The sequence below is a fragment of the Nocardia sp. NPDC003999 genome (assembly GCF_053604885.1).
This window is the reverse complement of record NZ_JBSGIB010000010.1, coordinates 1-17,603: the sequence shown is the minus strand read 5'-3', so window position 1 is coordinate 17,603 and position 17,603 is coordinate 1. Positions and strand designations below refer to the sequence as shown.

Below are 17,603 nucleotides of genomic sequence, written 5' to 3'. Positions count from 1 at the left end.
CGACCCGAATACAGCGTTTCTCCCGCCTCCGGTTCCGGAATATCGGTCGAACAGCTGACATTCAGATGCGGTGCGCATGCTCTACATTCGGGTCGGTGTCGAATCGACCGATCGTGAAGGCTACCGCCGACGCCCGGTCGAACGGGTGCGTCCACGGTCTGGGGTTGGAAATGGGTCAGTGTGTGCAACGAATCTTGGGTGCTGTCGTCCTGGCCGCCGCGGTCGTGATCGCCGGTTGCGCCACATCCGACGATTCGCCGGGTCCGGCAACCAGATCGGCGGCCGCCGCGACAACGACCGCAACCGCCAGAACCCCCGGCGCACCGGCGTCGAGCGCCGCGCCGCCACCGGAGACGGTGCCACTCCTGCAAGGCGACAACCGCATGCGCGGTCCGGGGACGGTGTTCTCGGGCTGCACTCCCGATGCCGGTGACAAATTCACCCGCGGCGGCCAGGTGTTCGATCCGCTGACCGGCACGAACAAGCCGATCCCCCAACCGATTCTCAAAGCGCCCGAGCAACTCGTCAACCACTTCTGCACGGTGATGGGTACGCCTCGAAATGTGCGCGTCGTGTACATAGTCTCGGTTCGCACACCTGCTTCGGGTCTGGATGCCGAAAAGTACTCGACCAGGATCGAAGCGTTCGGAGTGAACGATCGAGCACCTGTCGCTCAGGCGCCTTGGCCCGCAGACCTCGCACTCGACAAGTTCTCGGTGCTGGCCCCGACAGAATACGGTTTCATCGTCCGAGTTCGTTCGCGCGTCGTCGGATTCGACCTCGATACGCTCGCCGTTGCCTGGCAGCTCGACGAAGGCCAGCTCTACAGCGACCGCTACAACGGTCGGAGTCTCGCAAGGGAGTTGGGGACGCAGAGCGGCCAGAGAATCGTATTCAACAGCGCGAAGGACGGCTCCGAGATCGCGCGGTTCGATGGCATCGGCCTCGCGGGCGGAACGGCCATCGATTCACCGCATACGACAGCGGACAACGGCTTTTTCGTCGCACAGGCCGGTCGGCCCGACTACCACCTCTTCTACTTCGATTCGGCTGCCGCCGCGCTCGTCGGACCGATCGCGCCCTTCGCGCAGTCGTTCCAACGCAGCGGAAACCTATTGCTCGCGTATGGGCGGGGAGGCAGCGACAGCGCCTATCTGAACGTCTACGACATGAACAAGAAGACGTTCGTCGTCCAGAAGTCAGGTAACGACGCCGCCGGCCTCGGGTTCCAGCACGTCTACCTCGCCGGCAAGTATCTCTACATCCAAAACGCCGATGACAGCCCCGTCATAGACCTCACGACACTGAACAAAGTCGCGAGCGGATGGCATCAGCGCCCGATGGATGTCATCGGCGACTGGATCCTGGTGATCTCGGGCAAAGTCTCGAACAACTATGCGACCTGCTTCGACACCCGCGGTGAATTCATCTGCTACGAGACCGGAGTCCTGTACCACAGCCCGAATGGTTCTTATCCGGGTAAGTGGTATTAGCCGTTCGGCCAGGGGATCGGTCAATCGGCCGACGGAGGCTGCGCGGCCGACGGCCCTTCGGTCAGGGCGGCCAGGACCGCCGAAGTGTCGTGATAGTAGGGCCGGAATTCGGTGATCAGGCCGTCTCGAAAGCTGATCCATTGCAGCAGTGAGGTTTCCAGTATCCGTCCGGTGCGCCGCGCACGTAGACGACCCCGGCTGTAGACCACGACGCTGGCCTCGTCGTCGAGGAAATGCTGCTCGTCGAACCACAAGCCGTCCCAGCTCTCTCGCATCGCGGCGAGGAATCTCCGGAATCCGTCGTGTCCATGCCAATCGCCGCCATAGGGCAGGCTCGACGCCTGGCGCATGACCACATCCGGCGCCAGATGCCGGGCCATTTCCTCGAACCCGGACCCGTCGGTCAGATACGCCGCCTCCGACGCGTAGAAGGCCCTCAGGGTGCTCATCACATCAGCTGTCATGCGCACGATCCTCGTCACCGCCACCCCGCCCGCGCTGGCGGGAATCAGCCATCATGATAGACCGGGGATCGGTTGTGTTACCTCTCCCCCGGTGTCTCTCGTCATAGGCGAGGTTGTCGACGCTACCCGGCCGACGCCGTCCGGGTAGCGTCGGACACCCCATCGCGGCTGATCGAGGGACTACCCGAGGAGTGGGCATGAGCACGCCGACGGCGAGCGCGACTACCGAGATCTACTTTCGCGCGGCGGCCGCGACCCTGAGTGACGGCCGTGGTTCCCGGCAGCTAGGTCGAAATCATCCTGTGGGTCGCACGAGGTCGCTTCCCGACAGCCGGTAGCGGCGCGGCGCCCGGTCCGCTCATGACTCCTCGGATCCGAGCGAGCGCCTGGCCTTCGTCCGCCACGACGCGTTCGGGGCCCCCTCCCCACGAATCGTCCGCCGGACGTCAGTCGATGGATGCGGACGCCTCGTCGCGAAGGGCGGCGATCGTGGCGCGCAGTGATTCCGCGGTGGGCGTCGGCTCGATGCCGAAGGCCGCGGTCGCGGCCGAGGAGTCGATCATGAACGGACGATCGAACTGATACCGCAGTTCGCGCATCTCGCGGGCGTTGGGATCGAAGAGCCCTCCGACCCAGAGCACCGCGGCGGGCATCCGGCTCACCCGCGCGGGCGGCGCGTCCGCGACCGTCGCCGCGAGCCCGGCGAGTTCGCGAAGGGACATCGGCGGCGCGGTGGGCGTGTGCCAAGCGCGGCCCCAAGCGTTTTCGTCGTGGGCGACCGCGACGAGAGTACGTGCGGTGTCGGTGACATCGGTCCAGCTGTGCGCGGCGTCCGGATCGGCGGGGAACAGCACCCGGCGGCCGGCCAGCACGGCGGGCAGCGCCGCGACGGTGAACGCCGACGTCGCTCCGGCGCCGAGGTAGTCCGATCCGCGTACTTCGGCGGTGCGGACGCGGCCCGCTTCGTGCGCCGCCAGCGCCTCGGTCCAGAGCTCCGCGCGCACGCGCCCTTTCACGCTGTTGGGACGCAGCGGGTGCTGTTCGCTGATCGGACCGTCGACCTGACCGTAGCCGTAGAGGTTTCCGACGCTCAGCAGCGCGGCGCCGGTAGCCTCCGCCGCCTGCAACACGGCGGCGGCCAGGGGCGGAAAGTCGCTCGCCCAGCGGTGATACGGAGGCTGCGCGCACTGGAAGATCACCTCCGCGCCCGCACAATGCCCGATCAATGCCGCCGAGTCGGTGGCGTCGGCGGCGACGCGCTCGATCAGCGGATGATCCGGGCCGACGCCGCGCCGGGTTATCACGCGCACCTGGGCGCCGCGTGCGGCGAGCAACGCGGCGGTGGTCGCGCCCACCGGGCCGGCTCCGATGACAACGTGCAGAACCATGGCAATCCATCCTGTCGAGCGTTCCGTTTAGAGAACAGTGTTCTCAATGCGGCTTCACCGTAAGTCAGAACAATGCGTGAAGTCAAGAGCACTGTTCACCGAACCAACATATGTTCTGTTATCGGTTGCTTGTTCTCTACACTGGGGAGATGTCCGCCCGATCCCTACGCGCCCGCATCCGCTCCGAGATGACCGAGGAGATCAAAGAGGTCGCGCGCAGACGGTTGGCCGTTGACGGCGCGAACCTGTCCTTACGCGGGGTCGCACGGGATATGGACATCGTTCCGTCCGCGCTCTACCGCTACTTCCCGAGCCGGGACGACCTGTTGACCGCCTTGATTCTCGACGCCTACCGCGCCCTGGCCGCCGAAGCCGAAACCGCCGACGCGAAGGTTCCCACCGCCGATCTACGCGGCCGGTGGCTGGCGGTGTGCTCGGCGGTGCGAGACTGGGCGCTGGCCCATCCGGCCGAATACGGACTGCTCTACGGCAGCCCGGTACCCGGATACTTCGCACCCGAGGACACCGTGGCCCCCGCCACGGCCGTTGTCTTCCGGCTGGTCGCCATCGCGCAGGAGGGGGCGGGAAAACTGACACCGCCACCGCTTCCGGCCCCGCTGCCCGCGCCCGTCCGCACCGACCTGCGCCGACTCATCGAGCAGAAGCCGCCCGCCGACATGCCCGAAGACGTACTCGACCGGGTCTTCGTCGGCTGGACCCAGCTGTTCGGCCTGATCAGCTTCGAGATCTTCGGCCGCCTGAACGGAACCATCGACGCCCGCGACGAATACTTCGGTCACCACATGAACGTGATGGCCGACCTGGTCGGCCTGCCGTAACCCGGCCGGCGGTCTCCTCGCCGCCTTCTTCGCAGCCCGGCCTCGATCCGGTCCGACCAGTTCATCTGTACGACGACATGGCGGCGTGTCCGCACCGGCGTGCGGGTAGCGCACGCCGGGCGGCGCTACGGTACACAGCACCGAGATTCTCCGCGTTCCATTCGACCGAACACGACTCATTCGTGGAGGAACATTGCCGAGCTCGTTCACTCGCAGGGGATTTCTGTCCAGTGCGGCCACTTCGGCCACGGCCGCGGCCGCCGTCACGACCGGAGCCGCGCCGGGCAAGGCCCGAGCGGACACCGATCCGGACAAGCCGAACATCCTGGTGATCATCGTGGACGAGATGCGGACACCCGTGTGGTTCCCCGACCAGCAGACGCTGGACGCCGTGCTGCCGAACATCGCACGGATCCGCCGGGGCAGCGTGTCGTTCGAGAATCACTACACGGCGGCCAACGACTGCACACCCGCCCGGGGTTGCCTGCTGACCGGCCTCTACGCGCAGCAGACCGGGGTCATGGTCGTGTCGGAGTCGACGTTGTCGCCGCTGTTCCCGACGTGGGGGTCCATGCTGCGCGACCACGGTTACGACACCACCTACTGGGGCAAGTGGCATCTCGGCAGCTACCCGGATCGCACACCGGGCGCGCTCGAAGCCTACGGATTCCACGGCGGCACCTATCCCTCACCCAACGGCGCGCCGGGTCAAGGGCTGCAAATGGATCCGAAGATCGTCGACCAATTCGTCGACTGGTTCCACAACGATTCCGGCAATGCGCCCTGGTGCACGACGGTGTCGCTGGTCAACCCGCACGACATCCAATGGTGGCCGCGCTGGACCCGTCGCGACCAGTTCAACGCCGACATCCCACGCTGGATGAACGAGCTGCCGCCCAATTTCGAGTCGCTCGAACAACTTTCGCGCAAACCGCGCCTGCAGATGGCGCTGGTGGAGGTCTCGGCGGTGGCGTTCGGAGCGGCGCCCTACGGAACGCCGGAAGCCATGCAGGCCTGGATCGAGATGCGCAATCTGTATCTGTGGGCGCAGCAGCAGGTCGATATCCAGATCGGCCGCGTGCTGGACACCTTGCAGTCGCGTCCGGACGTCGCCGCCAACACCGTCGTCGTCTTCACCTCCGACCACGGGGATTACGCGGGCTCCCACGGCCTGCACGGCAAAGGCGGCGCCGCCTACGACGAGGCGCTGCGCGTCCCGCTCTACGTCCACGATCCGCGCGGCCACTTGAGCCCGGTGAACGGGACGAGCACCAGGGACCAGCTCACTTCCAGTGTCGATTTCACTCCCCTGCTGCTCACCATCGGCACCGGCGGCGACGAATGGCGCGGCGACGGACGCTACGAACATCTCAGCGGGCGTCTCGACATCGCCGCGCTGTGCCGCAACCCGGGAGCCGCGGGCAGGCCATGGGTCGCCCATACCACCGACGAGGCTTCGATCGAGGAAGCCGCGATGCTGTTCGATCAGAACGCCCCGGGCCACGTCGCGATGGTGCGCACCCCGGACGCGAAATTCGCCTCCTATTCCCATTGGGTGCACGACCGGATCCAGATCGACCCGGCGGCCGCACAGGAATTCGAGCTCTACGACTACAGCACCGACGGCGGCAGGCTCGAGCTCGACAACCAAGCCGCCACCGGGAATCCGTTGCGCGGCGAGATGGAGTCGCTGCTGGACAACGTCATTCGCACCGAGATCCAGCAACCGCTGCCGCCGTATCTGCGGGCCGCGCAGGACGAAGGCATCGGCGACTACCTCTCGGCGCAGACGAACGTGTTGATCCAAGCCGAACGCATCGGCAACGCCTTGCTCGATGCCGTGCCGAAGCCGTCCTAGCTCCTACAGCAAGCCCCGCACGCCCAGGTCGCTGACGTATTTCTCGATCAGCTCCCGGGAGATCTGCGGAATATCCTGATCGGCGCCGATTTTCGCGGCTCGGACGGCAGCACGGAATTTCTCCGCGGGCAATGCCGAGCCACGAACGGCCGGGGCCGGTCGTCGATAGGCGTGCAACAACGGCAGCACGGAGGCCTGGCGCTGAGCTTCCGGCAACGCCCGCAGGGAGGTCTCGAATCGGATGACCCACTCGCCGTAATCGGCGATCCGCTCGATGCGATGGCCCGCCTCGATCAGCCAGTCGACGAACTCGTCGAGCGAGTGGCCGTCGTCGTGCGGGTTGAGCACGTCGAAACTGTGGAAACCCGTCCCCGCCGTCGCGCCGAGAATGGTGATCGCCTCGGCGGTGAAATCGGCGGGCAGGCCGTCGTAGTGGGCGCGCGAGCGTTGGCCGTTCGCGTCGGTGCGGTAGAAGGAGAACGGCGCGATCCCCGTGACGAGCAGGCTCAGCAGCAGCCGGGTGAAGATGTCGGGCACGTTGAGCTGACCGGTGTAACGCCGGTCGGCGAGGATCATGTCCGACCGGAACACCGCCACCGGAAGCCCGCACAGGTCATTGGCCTCGCGCAGCAGCACCTCGCCTGCCCACTTGCTGTTGCCGTAGCCGTTGGCGTAACTGTCGTCCACCGCGCGCACCGCGCTGAGCTCGCGGATGTCGCCGTCCTCGGCGAAGACGGCCGGGTCGATCTGCGTGGCCACGGCGACCGTGGACAGATAGGTGAACGGCTTGAGCCGCGTGGTCAGGGCGAGACGGACCAACTCGGCGGTGCCGACCACGTTGGGGCCGAACAGTTGCCGATACGGCAGCACGTGGTTGACCAGTGCGGCGGGATGCACGATCACGTCGACCTGTTCGGCCAGCCGTCGCCAGGTCCGATCGTCGAGCCCCAGGTTCGGATCACCGATGTCGCCGGGGATCACCTCCAGATGCGCGGCGGCCAGCTCCCGGAACTCCTGGACCAGGCCGGGATCTCCGGTGTCGAAGGCGCTGTCGAGTCGCTTGCGCGCCGCGGCGGCGTCGGAACCCCGGACCAGGCAGACCAGCGTGCCTCCGCTGTCGTGCATCCGCCGCAGCCATTCCAGGCACAGGAAACGGCCGAGGTAGCCGTTCGCGCCGGTCAGCAGCACCGTGCGCACGGTTGCGGAGGGGCGCGCCAGATTCGGCGCCTCGGCGAGTGTGCGGGCGTCGAGGAACTTGTCGAGGGTCAGATCGGCGGCGCGGACCTGCGACTCGGCGCCATGCACAGAGGAGTAGGTGGCGCCCCGCGTACCCGAGGCGCGCTCGGCCGCGATGTAAGCCGCCACCTCGCGCAACCCGTTGGCCGGGCTGGTCACCATCGACACCGGCACCTCGACCTCGAAGATCTCGTGCAGCAGATTCGACAGCGACAACGCCGAGAGCGAATCGCCGCCGAGATCGCCGAAGTGCGCGTCGGGGCGCAGATCGGCGTCCGCGCAGCCCAGCACGGCCTTCGCCGCGCGGCTCACCGTCTCCAGCACGGGCAGGTGCTCCGCGGTGCGGCGCAGATCGAGCAGTTCGTTCGCCTGCCCGGCGGCCTGTTCGGCGTAGAGCTCCTGCAAACGCGGCTCGTAGTGTTCTTTGAGCTTGGGCCGCAACAGCTTTCCGATGCCGCTCAGCAATCCGTTGGCGGTGGTGAACGGTTCCGGCTCGATCAGGAACTCGCGCGGGACCTCGTAGGACTGCAGCTCGGCGTCCTTGGCCAGCTGTCGCAACGAATCGCTCAGCGCCGTCCTCATCTTCTCCGGATCTCCCCAGGCCAGCACGTCCTCAGTGGGCACGATCACGGCGAGCAGATAGGCACGTTCGCTGCTGCCGTACACGAAGATCTGCCGGATCAGCGGACTGGTCGCATAGACCGACTCCAGACGCGAGACCGCGACGAATTCGCCCTGGGAGAGTTTCAGCACGTTGTTGCGCCGATCGACGTACACCAGGTGATCCGGGCCGAGTTCGGCGACGATGTCGCCGGTTTTGTAGAAGCCGTCGGAGTCGAAGACCTCGGCCGTGACCTCGGGCCGCTTGTAGTACCCGGAGATCAGGGTGCTGCTCTTCAACAGCAGCTCGCCGCGCGGATGCGGCTTGTCGGTCCGGAAGTAGCCCAGCTCGGGGACGTCGACGAGTTTGTAGTCCAGTACCGGCGGTCGCTGCACCCGTTCGTCGATGACGACCACGCCGCCCGCCTCGGTGGATCCGTAGCCGTCGTGCAACTCCAGATCGAGCACCGACTCGACGAACGATTTCATCTCGGCCGACACCGGGGCGCTCCCGCAGATCGCCATGACCAGTCGTCCACCCAGGAAATGTTCGCGCAGTTCGGTTTTCACCTCCGCTTCCAGCGCGACGCGGTCCACACCGGGTCCGTAGCGCCGGTCCACCTCGCTCTGGTAGCGCTGGAAGACCATGTCGCACACGCGCGGAACGAAGAACAGCTCGGTCGGCCGGGCGAGCGCGATGTCGTCGAACAGCGTCGACATATCGCTCTCGGCCGCGAAGTACGCGGTGCCGCCGCGCGCCAGCACGCCGGTCAGCGACCCGCGACCGGCCACATGGCTCATCGGCATGTAGTTGAAGTTGATCGCGGCGACGTCGGGCCGGTTCACCCATCCCCTGGCGACCAGCCGCTGACTGTACATCGCGCCTTTCGGGGTTCCGGTACTGCCCGAGGTGTAGATCAGCAGCGCCAGCGGGTCCTCGCCGGGCTCGGCGACGAACAGCGGCGCCGGCGGCAGCGTCCGGCCGCGCGCCAGCACCTCGTCGAGCGATTCGACGCGCACCGCGCTGCCCGCGTCGGCCAGCCGCGCGCGGGCCGCGTCGAACGCCGCCCGCTGGTCGTCGTCCTCCGGGTGGTAGTCGAAGACGACCAGCCGTTGTGGCCCGGACTCCGACAGCGCGCACGTCACCGCGGTGTCGAGCAGTTCCGGTGTCGCCGCCAGCACCCGCGGCTCGGTCTCCGCCACGATCGCGGTGAGCTGGGCGACCGGGGCGCTGGATTGCATGGGTACCGCGACCAGGCCGAGGTGGACGCAGGCCAGGTCGAGCGTGGTGTAGTCACTGCTGGTGAAGCCCAGGATGCCCACGAAGTCGCCTGCCCGCAGCGGTGTGTCCGCGTCACCGTGCCATGCGGCGGCGACCGCGCGCACGCGCTCCCACAGCTCGCCGTAGGTGATGGTGTCGAACCGCGGCAGCAGCGTCAGCGTGGTGCGTCCGGTCTCGTCGGTGCGCAGCTCGGTCGCGCGCTGGGCGACGGCGGGCCGGTCGGCGTAGCCGACCATCACCGTCTCGACGATCTGAGCGAGCCCCGCTCCGGGGTCGCGAATCTTCTCGGCGACGTCCGCACGCGGTGTGGCGTTGCGGATGTCGTCGTATTCGGCATATAGCCGGGTGATGCGGCGCATGAGCCGCTCCCCGCGTGTTTCGGGTGCCACGACGACCTCCTTCGGTCCTTGAACGCGCCTTCCTAAACACGTTAGCTCGACTAAGTACTTTGGTCAGGCAATAGCCGCCGCGCACGTCTGTGACACTGGACACGGCGCCGGGAAGGTCCGGAAACTACTCGGTATTGCGTTGTGCCGCACACTCAGCCTGGTGCTGCCGGTACCAGTGTTATCGGGCTCCTGTTACCGGTGCCCGCCGCACCGCATGCTCGGTGCATGACACAGACCATATCGCCGGGGCCCGCGGCGACGACGGCCGCCGCGGCCGCACCGGCCGTGCTGGGAGCGCGGCGTTCGCTTGCCCTCCTCGCCGTCATTCTCACCGGGCAGTTCATGGCGGTGCTCGATGCCTCCATCGTCAACGTCGCCATTCCCTCCATCCGCAATTCCCTGCACACCAGCGGCGCGGCGCTGCAGCTGATCGTCGCCGGGTACGTCATCGCCTACGCCGTCCTGCTGGTCACCGGGGCGCGCCTCGGCGACCGATTCACCCAGCGCCGCGCGTTCATCGCCGGACTCGCGCTGTTCACCCTCTCCTCACTGGCCTGTGGTCTGGCCTGGAACGAGGCATCGCTGATCGTCTTCCGGTTCGCCCAGGGCGTCGGCGCGGCGGCCATGGTGCCGCAGATCATGACGCTCATCCAGCGCACCTTCACCGGCGATGCCCGCGCGCGGGCGCTGAGCGTCTACTCGGCAATCATCTCCGGCGGCATGGTCGCCGGACAGGTCCTCGGCGGGCTGATCGTCAACGCCGATCTCTTCGGCAGCAGCTGGCGCGGCGTGTTCCTGGTGAACGTGCCGATCGGCCTCGTATTGCTCGCGGCGGCGCCGCGCATCCTGCCGCCCTCGGCCCAGCGGCTCGAGCGCAAGCTCGATCTGCCGGGACTGGCCACGCTCACCGCGTCGGTGCTGCTGCTGGTGTTGCCGCTCGTCCTGGGGCGGGAGCTGGATTGGCCGTTGTGGTCGTGGATCGCCCTGACCGCCAGCGTGCTCGGCTTCGCCTCGTTCGTGGCGATCGAGCGGGTCGTCGCCACCCGTGGCGGCGAGCCCCTGTTCGCGCGGGCGGTACTCACCGCGCCCGGCCTCGTGCCCGCCGCGGTCGCGCTGTTCGTGACCATGGCGACCTTCGGCGGCTGGATGTTCGTCATGGCGATCCACCTACAGAGCACGCTGGGCTACAGCGCGCTGCACGCGGGTCTGCTGTTCGTCCCCCTCGGCGTGACCTTCGCCGTCGCCAGCCTGAACTGGGAACGCGTCCCGGCCCGGTTCCATCCGGTGATGATCCCGCTCGGCCTGGTCGTCGGGGCGGTGAGCATGGTCGCCCTCGGCGTGCTGCTACGTGACGGCGGCGACGTCGGACCGCTCGCGCTGACCCTGCTCGGCCTGTGCGGCGCGGGCAACGGAATCGCCTTCAGTCCGCTCATGACCCGCACGCTGGCCAAGGTCCCGATGAGCCTGGCGGCCGACGCGAGCGGCATCCTGGTGACCAACGTGCAACTCGGCATCGTGGTCGGGATCGCAGGGTTCGGATCGCTGTTCCTGGGCCTGGCGGGCAGCACGGTGAGCAGTGCGGCCCACGCGCTCGGCGGCACCGCGATCGCCGAGGGCGTCACGGTCCTGCTGGCGGCCGCTTTCGCGGCTCGTGCGGCACGGTAGCCGACCCTCCGTTCGACAACCTTCGAATCATCGCGACGCAAACCATCGCGATCCGCCGCCCCTTGCGCGCATGCTCGCAAGGGGTGCGCCGAAGGTGGCCCGAGCCGCATCGTGCCCGGCTCGGGCCACCGATCGTCGCGTCATCGTTCGCGGGATGAAAGAAGGTGCGGGATGGGCGTTTTCGCGCTCGGTGTAGAACTCGACGGAGAGGGCTTCCGCCCCGAGGCGTGGCGGCGGGCGGCACACGCGCCGGACCGTCTGCTCAGCCCGGAGACCGTGCGCAGGCGGGTGGCCGCCGCGGAGAACGCCGGGTTCACCCTGGCCACGTTCGCCGACTCCATCCTGCCGGGGCACGAGATTCCCGGCCGCATCGACGCGGTGACGCGGGCGGCCTTCGTCGCGGCGACGACCAGCACGATCGGCCTGGTTCCCACCGTGGCCAGCACCTACGCCGAACCGTTCCACACGGCATCGCAGGTGGCGTCGCTGGACTACGCCTCGCGGGGGCGGGCGGGCTGGATCGCCGAGCGCGCCGACGATTCACGCGCCGCCGCCACCTGGGGACGTCGACCGGTGTCGGAAGACGCCGATCTTGCCCGCGAGCAAAGGGATTCGATCGAGGTGGCCCGTCGCCTGTGGGACTCCTGGGAAGACGACGCCGTGATCCGCGACTACGCCAGCGGCCGATTCCTGGACCGGAACAAGCTGCACTACATCGACTTCCAGGGCGAGACCTTCTCGGTGAAGGGACCCGCGATCGTGCCGCGGCCGCCACAGGGTCAGCCCGTGGTGTTCGGCACCGAAGGCGAGGTCGATGTCCGGCTCGTCGCCGCCGATTCCGTCGCGGCGGCCGTGGCGGCGGACTCCGGCGGTGCCGCGCTCGCGTTCGCCGAAGTCGAAGTGACCTTGGACGTTCCGGGCACGCACGCAGCACAGCGATTCGGCGAATCCTCCGGTTCGCCGGGCCGCCTGGCGTTCTCCGGATCGGCCGGGGAATTGACCGATCTGCTGACCGAACTCAGCGCGCACCTGGACGGTGTGCGGCTGCACCTCGCCGTGATCGACGAGGATCTGCCCGTGCTCGCGCGCGAGGTCGTCCCCGCGCTGTTGCGCACCGGCGTCGCGCACCGCCCGATCCCCGGTTCGACCTTGCGCGCCAACCTCGGCCTGAACCGCCCCGCCAACCGCTACGCGGCCACCCGCTGATCGTCAGGAGATCGTTTCCGTGACCGACTTCCCGCGTCCCGACGCCCAAGTCCATTTCGGCGTCTTCTTCCAGGGCGTGAACCACACCACCATCTGGTCCGACCCGTCCAGCGGCTCGCAGATCGACTTCGAAACCTTCCGCCGAGTCGCGCAGACCGCCGAGCGCGGCTTGTTCGACGCGTTCTTCCTCGGTGAGGGCCTGCGCCTGCGCGAGCAGGACGGCGCGATCCTGGAACTGGACATCGCGGGCCGCCCCGACGCGATCACCCAGCTCGCCGCGCTGGCGGGCGTCACCCGCCACATCGGCCTGGTGGCCACCCAGAACACCACCTACAACGAGCCCGCCGACCTGGCGCGCAAACTCGGCGGCCTGGACCTGCTGTCCGGTGGCCGGGCGGGCTGGAACACGGTCACCACGGACAACGCCTGGACCGGCGCGAACTTCCGGCGCGGCGGGTTCCTGGACCACGCGCTGCGTTACGAGCGCGCCGGGGAGTTCGTCGCCACGGTGCGGGCGATCTGGGACGCCTGGGACGACGGCGCGATCGCGACCTCGCAGCAGAGCCCGTCGTGGGCGCGTGCCGAGGCGATCCATCCGGTGGTGCGGACCGGCCCGCACTTCGACGTGACGATCACCCCCACGCTGCCGCGCAGCGCGCAAGGGCATCCGGTGATCTTCCAGGCGGGTGATTCACCCACCGGCCGCGATTTCGCCGCTGCGCACGCCGATGTCATCTTCTCCAGGCACGGAACGCATTTCGACGACGCGCTGGCTTTCGCGAACGACATCCGTACACGCCTGCGCGCGGCGGGCCGCCCCGAGGACGACATCCGGATCCTGCCCGGCACGCAGATCATCCTCGCGGAGAAGGAATCCGAGGTCGAGGAGAAAGTGCGCTGGGTGAAGAGCGGCCAGTACACCGGTCAGACCGCGCTGTCGCTGGCCGGCCAGATCTGGGGCCGCGACCTGTCCGGCCTCGACCCCGACGGCCCTCTGCCCGTGGATGATCCGCAGCCCCGCCCGATCTCGGAGACCCGAGGCGCACCGCGTTCCGGACAGGACCCGATCGCCATCGCCCGCGAATGGCGGGCCAGGGCAGAGGCGGAAAACCTCTCCCTGCGCGAAGTCGTGATCGCCTCCACCGAACGTTCCGGCTTCGCGGGCACCCCCACCCAGGTCGCGGACGAACTGGCCCGCTGGGTCCGCCACGGCGCGACCGACGGCTTCAACATCTCCCCTTACCTGGTCCCGACCGGCCTCGACGAAATCGTGAACTGGCTCGTTCCCGAACTCCAAGACCGCGGCGTCTACCGCACGGAATACACCGGAACCACCCTCCGCGCCCACCTCGGCCTACGCGAACCCCTCACCCGCCGCTCCTGATCGCACGACAGCCGAACTGTCGTCCCAACTGTGCGACGGCTCGGCACTCACTCCGCACGCCTGTGCCTGGTGGCCGCGCGACGGATCGCGACCGAAGTTGTGGAGTGGCACACCATCGAGAGTTCTACTCGCGATTCGCCGCAGCGATGCGCCATTCGTGAAGGGATACGACCGGAGCCGCCGTCCTGGATGGGCGGCGGCTCCGGTTTCGCGTTCGGTCAGAGCACGGATTCGATGGCGGCGACCAATTCTGGTGCGTCGGGGGTGGTCCGGGGGCGGAAGCGGCCCGCTACCTTGCCGTCGCGGTCGATGAGGAACTTCTCGAAGTTCCATTGGATGTCGCCGGCGTTGCCTTCGGCGTCGGGGGTCTCGGCCAGGGTCTGGTAGAGGGCGTGGCGCTCATCGCCGTTGACGTCGGTCTTCTCCAGCAAGGGGAAGTCGACGCCGTAGGTGGTGGAACAGAACTGCTGGATCTCCTCCGCGGTGCCGGGCTCCTGGCCCATGAACTGGTTGCACGGCACGCCGACCACGCTGAAACCGCGCGGGCCGTAGGACTCGTGCAGTTCGACCAGGCCGGAGTACTGCGGTGTCAGCCCGCATTTCGAGGCCACGTTCACCAGCAGCACGGCGCGGTCGCCGACCAAGTCGGCCAAGGTCGTCGACTCGCCGGACAGCGTGCGTAGCGGGACTTCTCGAAGGCTCATAGGTATCCGTTCTCGATTCCGTAGATCCACCCCGACGGCCACGCTACCGGATCACCGGGTTTCCGACCGCCGCGGGCGCATCGGCCTACGAGCTTTCAGCGCAACCGGGTCCGGCGCATCAGCCGCAGCGACATCAAGGTCATCTTCAGCTGCTTGTCGTAAGGCTGACCGGCCCGCGCGGCGAGCACCTGCTTCTTGAGCACGCCGACGTTCACCGTATCGGTGTACTTCAACAGGCCCTGGTCACCGTGCCGGGTGCCGACTCCGGACTGCTTCACTCCACCCGACGGCGTGCCTTTGGCGGCGTAGGTCGCGACGAAGCCGTCGTTGATGTTGATGTTGCCCGCTTGCAGCTGTGCGGCGATCCGCTCGCCGTGTGCCGCATCCCGGGTCCACACGCTGGCGTTGAGACCGTAGTCGGTCGCGTTGGCCAGGCGCACCGCTTCCTGCTCGTCGTCGAACGGGTACACGGTGACGACCGGGCCGAAGGTCTCCAGCGTCGCGTGGGTCATCTCGGGTGTCACGCCGGTCAGCACGGTGGCCTCGTAGAAAGCGGGACCGACATCCGGGCGCGCTTGCCCGCCGACGTGCACGGTGGCGCCTTTGGCCCGCGCGTCGTCGACGTGCGCGGCGACCCGTTCCAGATGCTGCGGGGAGACCAGCGAACCGAACTCCGGCGTGTAGTCGTAGGCCCCGCCGATCTTTCCGTTCAATTCCGCCGCCGCGGCGACCAACCGGCGCAGGAATTCCTCGTGGAGGGACCGGTGCACGTAGATCCGTTCGATGTGCATGCACGCCTGCCCCGAGTTGGCGAACGCGGCGAACACCGCGCCGGGAACCACCTCGTCCAGGTTCGCGTCGGCGAGCACGATCATCGGGTTCTTGCCGCCCAGTTCCAGGCTGCATCCGATGAGGTTGCGACCGGCCTGCTCGCCGACGATCCGGCCGGTGGCGGTCGAGCCGGTGAACATGACGAAGTCGACGTTGTCGATCAGGGTCGGCCCGATGTCGGGCCCTTCACCGCACACCACCTGGACCAGGCCGCGGGGCAGCCCGGCGCGGTGCAGCAGTTCGACGCCGAAGAGCACGCACAGCGCGGTCTTGTTGTCCGGCTTCAGGACTACGCCGTTGCCTGCCATCAGCGCGGGCATGGCGTCGGACAGGGCGATGGCGAAGGGGAAATTCCACGGCGCGATCACGGCGACGAGGCCTTTGGGCCGGTGCTGCTCGATCGAGGAGGTGATCAGCGGCATCGCGCCGCCGCGCCGCTTCGGCCGCAGCACCCGGCGCGCGGTCTTGAGGTAATGGCTGATCACCATGGGCACGTCGCAGGATTCCTCGACTGCCATGCGACGGGTCTTGCCGCACCCGATCTGGATGAGGTCGGCGATGGTCTCCACCTCGCCGAGGATCAGCTCGTGCAGCCGCTCGAACACCCGAAGCCGCTGGCGCAGCGGCAGTGCGGCCCACTCCGTCTGCGCCGCCCGGGCGGCGGCGCACGCCGTCAGCACGTCCTGCGGGGACGACTGCGGAAGCGCACCGACCGGCGCGCCGGTGTAGACCTCGGTCATCTCATATGGCGCCGCGCCACCGTCGGCCGCGACCAGGCCGGTCAGCCGGGCGAGCAGTTCCCCGGTGATCCTGGCGGGCAAGGTGCTCTCGGCCTTGTCGGTGTGTGCTGTGCTCATCGGATCTTCTCCATGACGTCGGGCATCGCCGCAGGTGCCGGGCCGGACCGCGCGACTGAATTAGAACACGTTCCGATTTTGGATTCATCGTATTCGCCCGGCCGCGCCCTGCCTACCTGCCGCGAGGGACGAATTCCGCTCATTCGTCCGTGGCGATCGACAGCGCTTGGGTCGGGCAGTATCGGACCGCGCGCTGTACGTCGTCGCGGGCCCGCGGGTCCGCGGCGGCGTCGAGGATCTCGACTTTGCCGCGTTTGGGGACGTGGAACGCTTCCGGCGCCTCGTCCTGGCACACGGCATGCCCCTGACACAGATCCAGATCGGCGAGCACTCGCATCGTGACTCCTTACTGTTCGTTCGGTCCCGCGCCGTCCGGGAGGGGACGTATCGGCGCCTCGGGTTGCACTTCGACCAGCACCAAGTGCGAACCGCGCGGGGTGGATACCACCGCGACCACCGCGGCGGCCAAGTCGCTCGCGCGCAACATGTACGGATGCCTGGCGAACCCCCACGCTTTCCAGTCCTCCAGCACCGGGCCGACGATCTCGGGCGTGGAGTCCATGCCCATGCCGGTCAAGGTCGGTCCGGGGCGCACTTGGGACAGGCGGACGCCGCTACCCTCGAGCTCCATACGCATCTGCGCGGCCATCGCTTCCAGCCCCGCCTTGGCTGCGCTGTAGGCACCCGTGCGCGGACGCGGCTCGGAGGCGCAATCCGAACTGATCAATACGATGTCGCCGCGCTGCCTGCGCAGCATGCCGGGCAGCACCCGGTGCACGAGACGCTGCGCGCCGACCAGATGGACCTGCACCTGGCGCACGAATCGTTCCGGATCCATCGCGTACGCCTGCCCGAACTCGATGTCGCCCGCACTGGAGACCAGGATCTCGGTAGGGCCGAGCGCTTCTTCGGCGGCACGCACGAATTCCTCCACCGAATCCGGCTCGGTGACGTCCAACCGATGGGCGAACGCCGCACCGCCGTTGGCCCGGATCTTGTCCGCCAGTTCGGCGCACTGCTCGACGCGACGCGCGCCGAGCGCGACCGGATGGCCGAGTTCGGCCAGGGCGACGGCGGTGGCCGCGCCGATCCCGGAGGAGGCGCCGGCGACGAGCGCGGGCCTGCGCTCCGGATGGGGTGCGAATCTTGGCATTATCGGGTCTCCACGGTGATGGGTAGGTGCGCGAAGCCACGCACATTGGACGAATGAACCCGGGCGATCCCGGATTCGAGGACGTCGTAGGACCGCACACGCGACGCGAACTCCGTCAGCGCCACCGTCGCTTCCACACGGGCCAGGTGCGCCCCCAAGCAGAAATGCACACCCGCACCGAAACTCACCAGCCCGGACCGGTCGGCACGCTCGATCCGGAAACTGTCACCGTCCTCGAACACCGCCGGATCCCG

The 17,603-nt window shown here is 68.0% G+C and carries 14 protein-coding genes; 6 read left to right on the top strand and 8 right to left on the bottom strand.

The annotated features are described in order from the left end of the window. Positions 1 to 95 precede the first annotated feature (95 nt). Positions 96 to 1,493, top strand: coding sequence for a hypothetical protein (locus tag ACWESM_RS20390; RefSeq protein WP_452493094.1), 1,398 nt, complete (start codon positions 96 to 98; stop codon positions 1,491 to 1,493). A gap of 20 nt (positions 1,494 to 1,513) precedes the next feature. Here the strand turns inward: ACWESM_RS20390 and ACWESM_RS20385 are convergent, their stop codons facing one another. Both ACWESM_RS20385 and ACWESM_RS20380 read right to left on the bottom strand, forming a co-directional pair. Further along, positions 1,514 to 1,957 (bottom strand): nuclear transport factor 2 family protein, encoded by a 444-nt coding sequence (locus ACWESM_RS20385; RefSeq protein ID WP_397279957.1) that lies wholly within the window; start codon positions 1,955 to 1,957, stop codon positions 1,514 to 1,516. 446 nt (positions 1,958 to 2,403) lie between these two features. Next, complete coding sequence (locus ACWESM_RS20380) at positions 2,404 to 3,345, bottom strand: NAD-dependent epimerase/dehydratase family protein (RefSeq protein ID WP_364438889.1); 942 nt, start codon at positions 3,343 to 3,345, stop codon at positions 2,404 to 2,406. Between the two features lie 149 nt (positions 3,346 to 3,494). Between ACWESM_RS20380 and ACWESM_RS20375 the strand changes: the two genes are divergently transcribed. After that, positions 3,495 to 4,184 (top strand): TetR/AcrR family transcriptional regulator, encoded by a 690-nt coding sequence (locus ACWESM_RS20375; protein ID WP_355075063.1) that lies wholly within the window; start codon positions 3,495 to 3,497, stop codon positions 4,182 to 4,184. A 193-nt stretch (positions 4,185 to 4,377) separates the two neighbouring features. Next, complete coding sequence (locus ACWESM_RS20370; protein ID WP_452493092.1) at positions 4,378 to 6,042, top strand: sulfatase-like hydrolase/transferase; 1,665 nt, start codon at positions 4,378 to 4,380, stop codon at positions 6,040 to 6,042. A 3-nt stretch (positions 6,043 to 6,045) separates the two neighbouring features. Here ACWESM_RS20370 and car read toward each other — a convergent pair whose 3' ends face one another. Beyond that, complete coding sequence (car, locus tag ACWESM_RS20365) at positions 6,046 to 9,519, bottom strand: carboxylic acid reductase (protein ID WP_452493382.1); 3,474 nt, start codon at positions 9,517 to 9,519, stop codon at positions 6,046 to 6,048. A 255-nt stretch (positions 9,520 to 9,774) separates the two neighbouring features. Here car and ACWESM_RS20360 point away from each other — a divergent pair, with 255 nt between their 5' ends. From ACWESM_RS20360 to ACWESM_RS20350, 3 genes are all read left to right on the top strand, one after another. Then, complete coding sequence (locus ACWESM_RS20360) at positions 9,775 to 11,214, top strand: MFS transporter (protein ID WP_452493090.1); 1,440 nt, start codon at positions 9,775 to 9,777, stop codon at positions 11,212 to 11,214. 171 nt (positions 11,215 to 11,385) lie between these two features. Then, positions 11,386 to 12,420, top strand: a complete 1,035-nt coding sequence (locus ACWESM_RS20355; RefSeq protein ID WP_452493088.1) for an LLM class flavin-dependent oxidoreductase — start codon at positions 11,386 to 11,388, stop codon at positions 12,418 to 12,420. Between the two features lie 19 nt (positions 12,421 to 12,439). After that, positions 12,440 to 13,804 (top strand): NtaA/DmoA family FMN-dependent monooxygenase, encoded by a 1,365-nt coding sequence (locus ACWESM_RS20350; protein ID WP_452493086.1) that lies wholly within the window; start codon positions 12,440 to 12,442, stop codon positions 13,802 to 13,804. Between the two features lie 218 nt (positions 13,805 to 14,022). Here ACWESM_RS20350 and ACWESM_RS20345 read toward each other — a convergent pair whose 3' ends face one another. The 5 genes from ACWESM_RS20345 to ACWESM_RS20325 form a co-directional block, all read right to left on the bottom strand. Next, on the bottom strand, positions 14,023 to 14,508 hold the full coding sequence (locus ACWESM_RS20345; protein ID WP_397279973.1) for a glutathione peroxidase: 486 nt from the start codon (positions 14,506 to 14,508) through the stop codon (positions 14,023 to 14,025). A 95-nt stretch (positions 14,509 to 14,603) separates the two neighbouring features. Next, positions 14,604 to 16,196 (bottom strand): succinic semialdehyde dehydrogenase, encoded by a 1,593-nt coding sequence (locus ACWESM_RS20340; protein ID WP_379253869.1) that lies wholly within the window; start codon positions 16,194 to 16,196, stop codon positions 14,604 to 14,606. Between the two features lie 139 nt (positions 16,197 to 16,335). Then, positions 16,336 to 16,533 (bottom strand): ferredoxin, encoded by a 198-nt coding sequence (locus ACWESM_RS20335; RefSeq protein ID WP_355075050.1) that lies wholly within the window; start codon positions 16,531 to 16,533, stop codon positions 16,336 to 16,338. A 9-nt stretch (positions 16,534 to 16,542) separates the two neighbouring features. Then, positions 16,543 to 17,349 (bottom strand): SDR family oxidoreductase, encoded by an 807-nt coding sequence (locus tag ACWESM_RS20330; protein ID WP_364438866.1) that lies wholly within the window; start codon positions 17,347 to 17,349, stop codon positions 16,543 to 16,545. Next, positions 17,349 to 17,603, bottom strand: a 255-nt coding sequence (locus ACWESM_RS20325; protein WP_452493083.1) for a cytochrome P450, incomplete at its 5' end; no start/stop codon positions are given. The genes ACWESM_RS20325 and ACWESM_RS20330, both read right to left, overlap by 1 nt.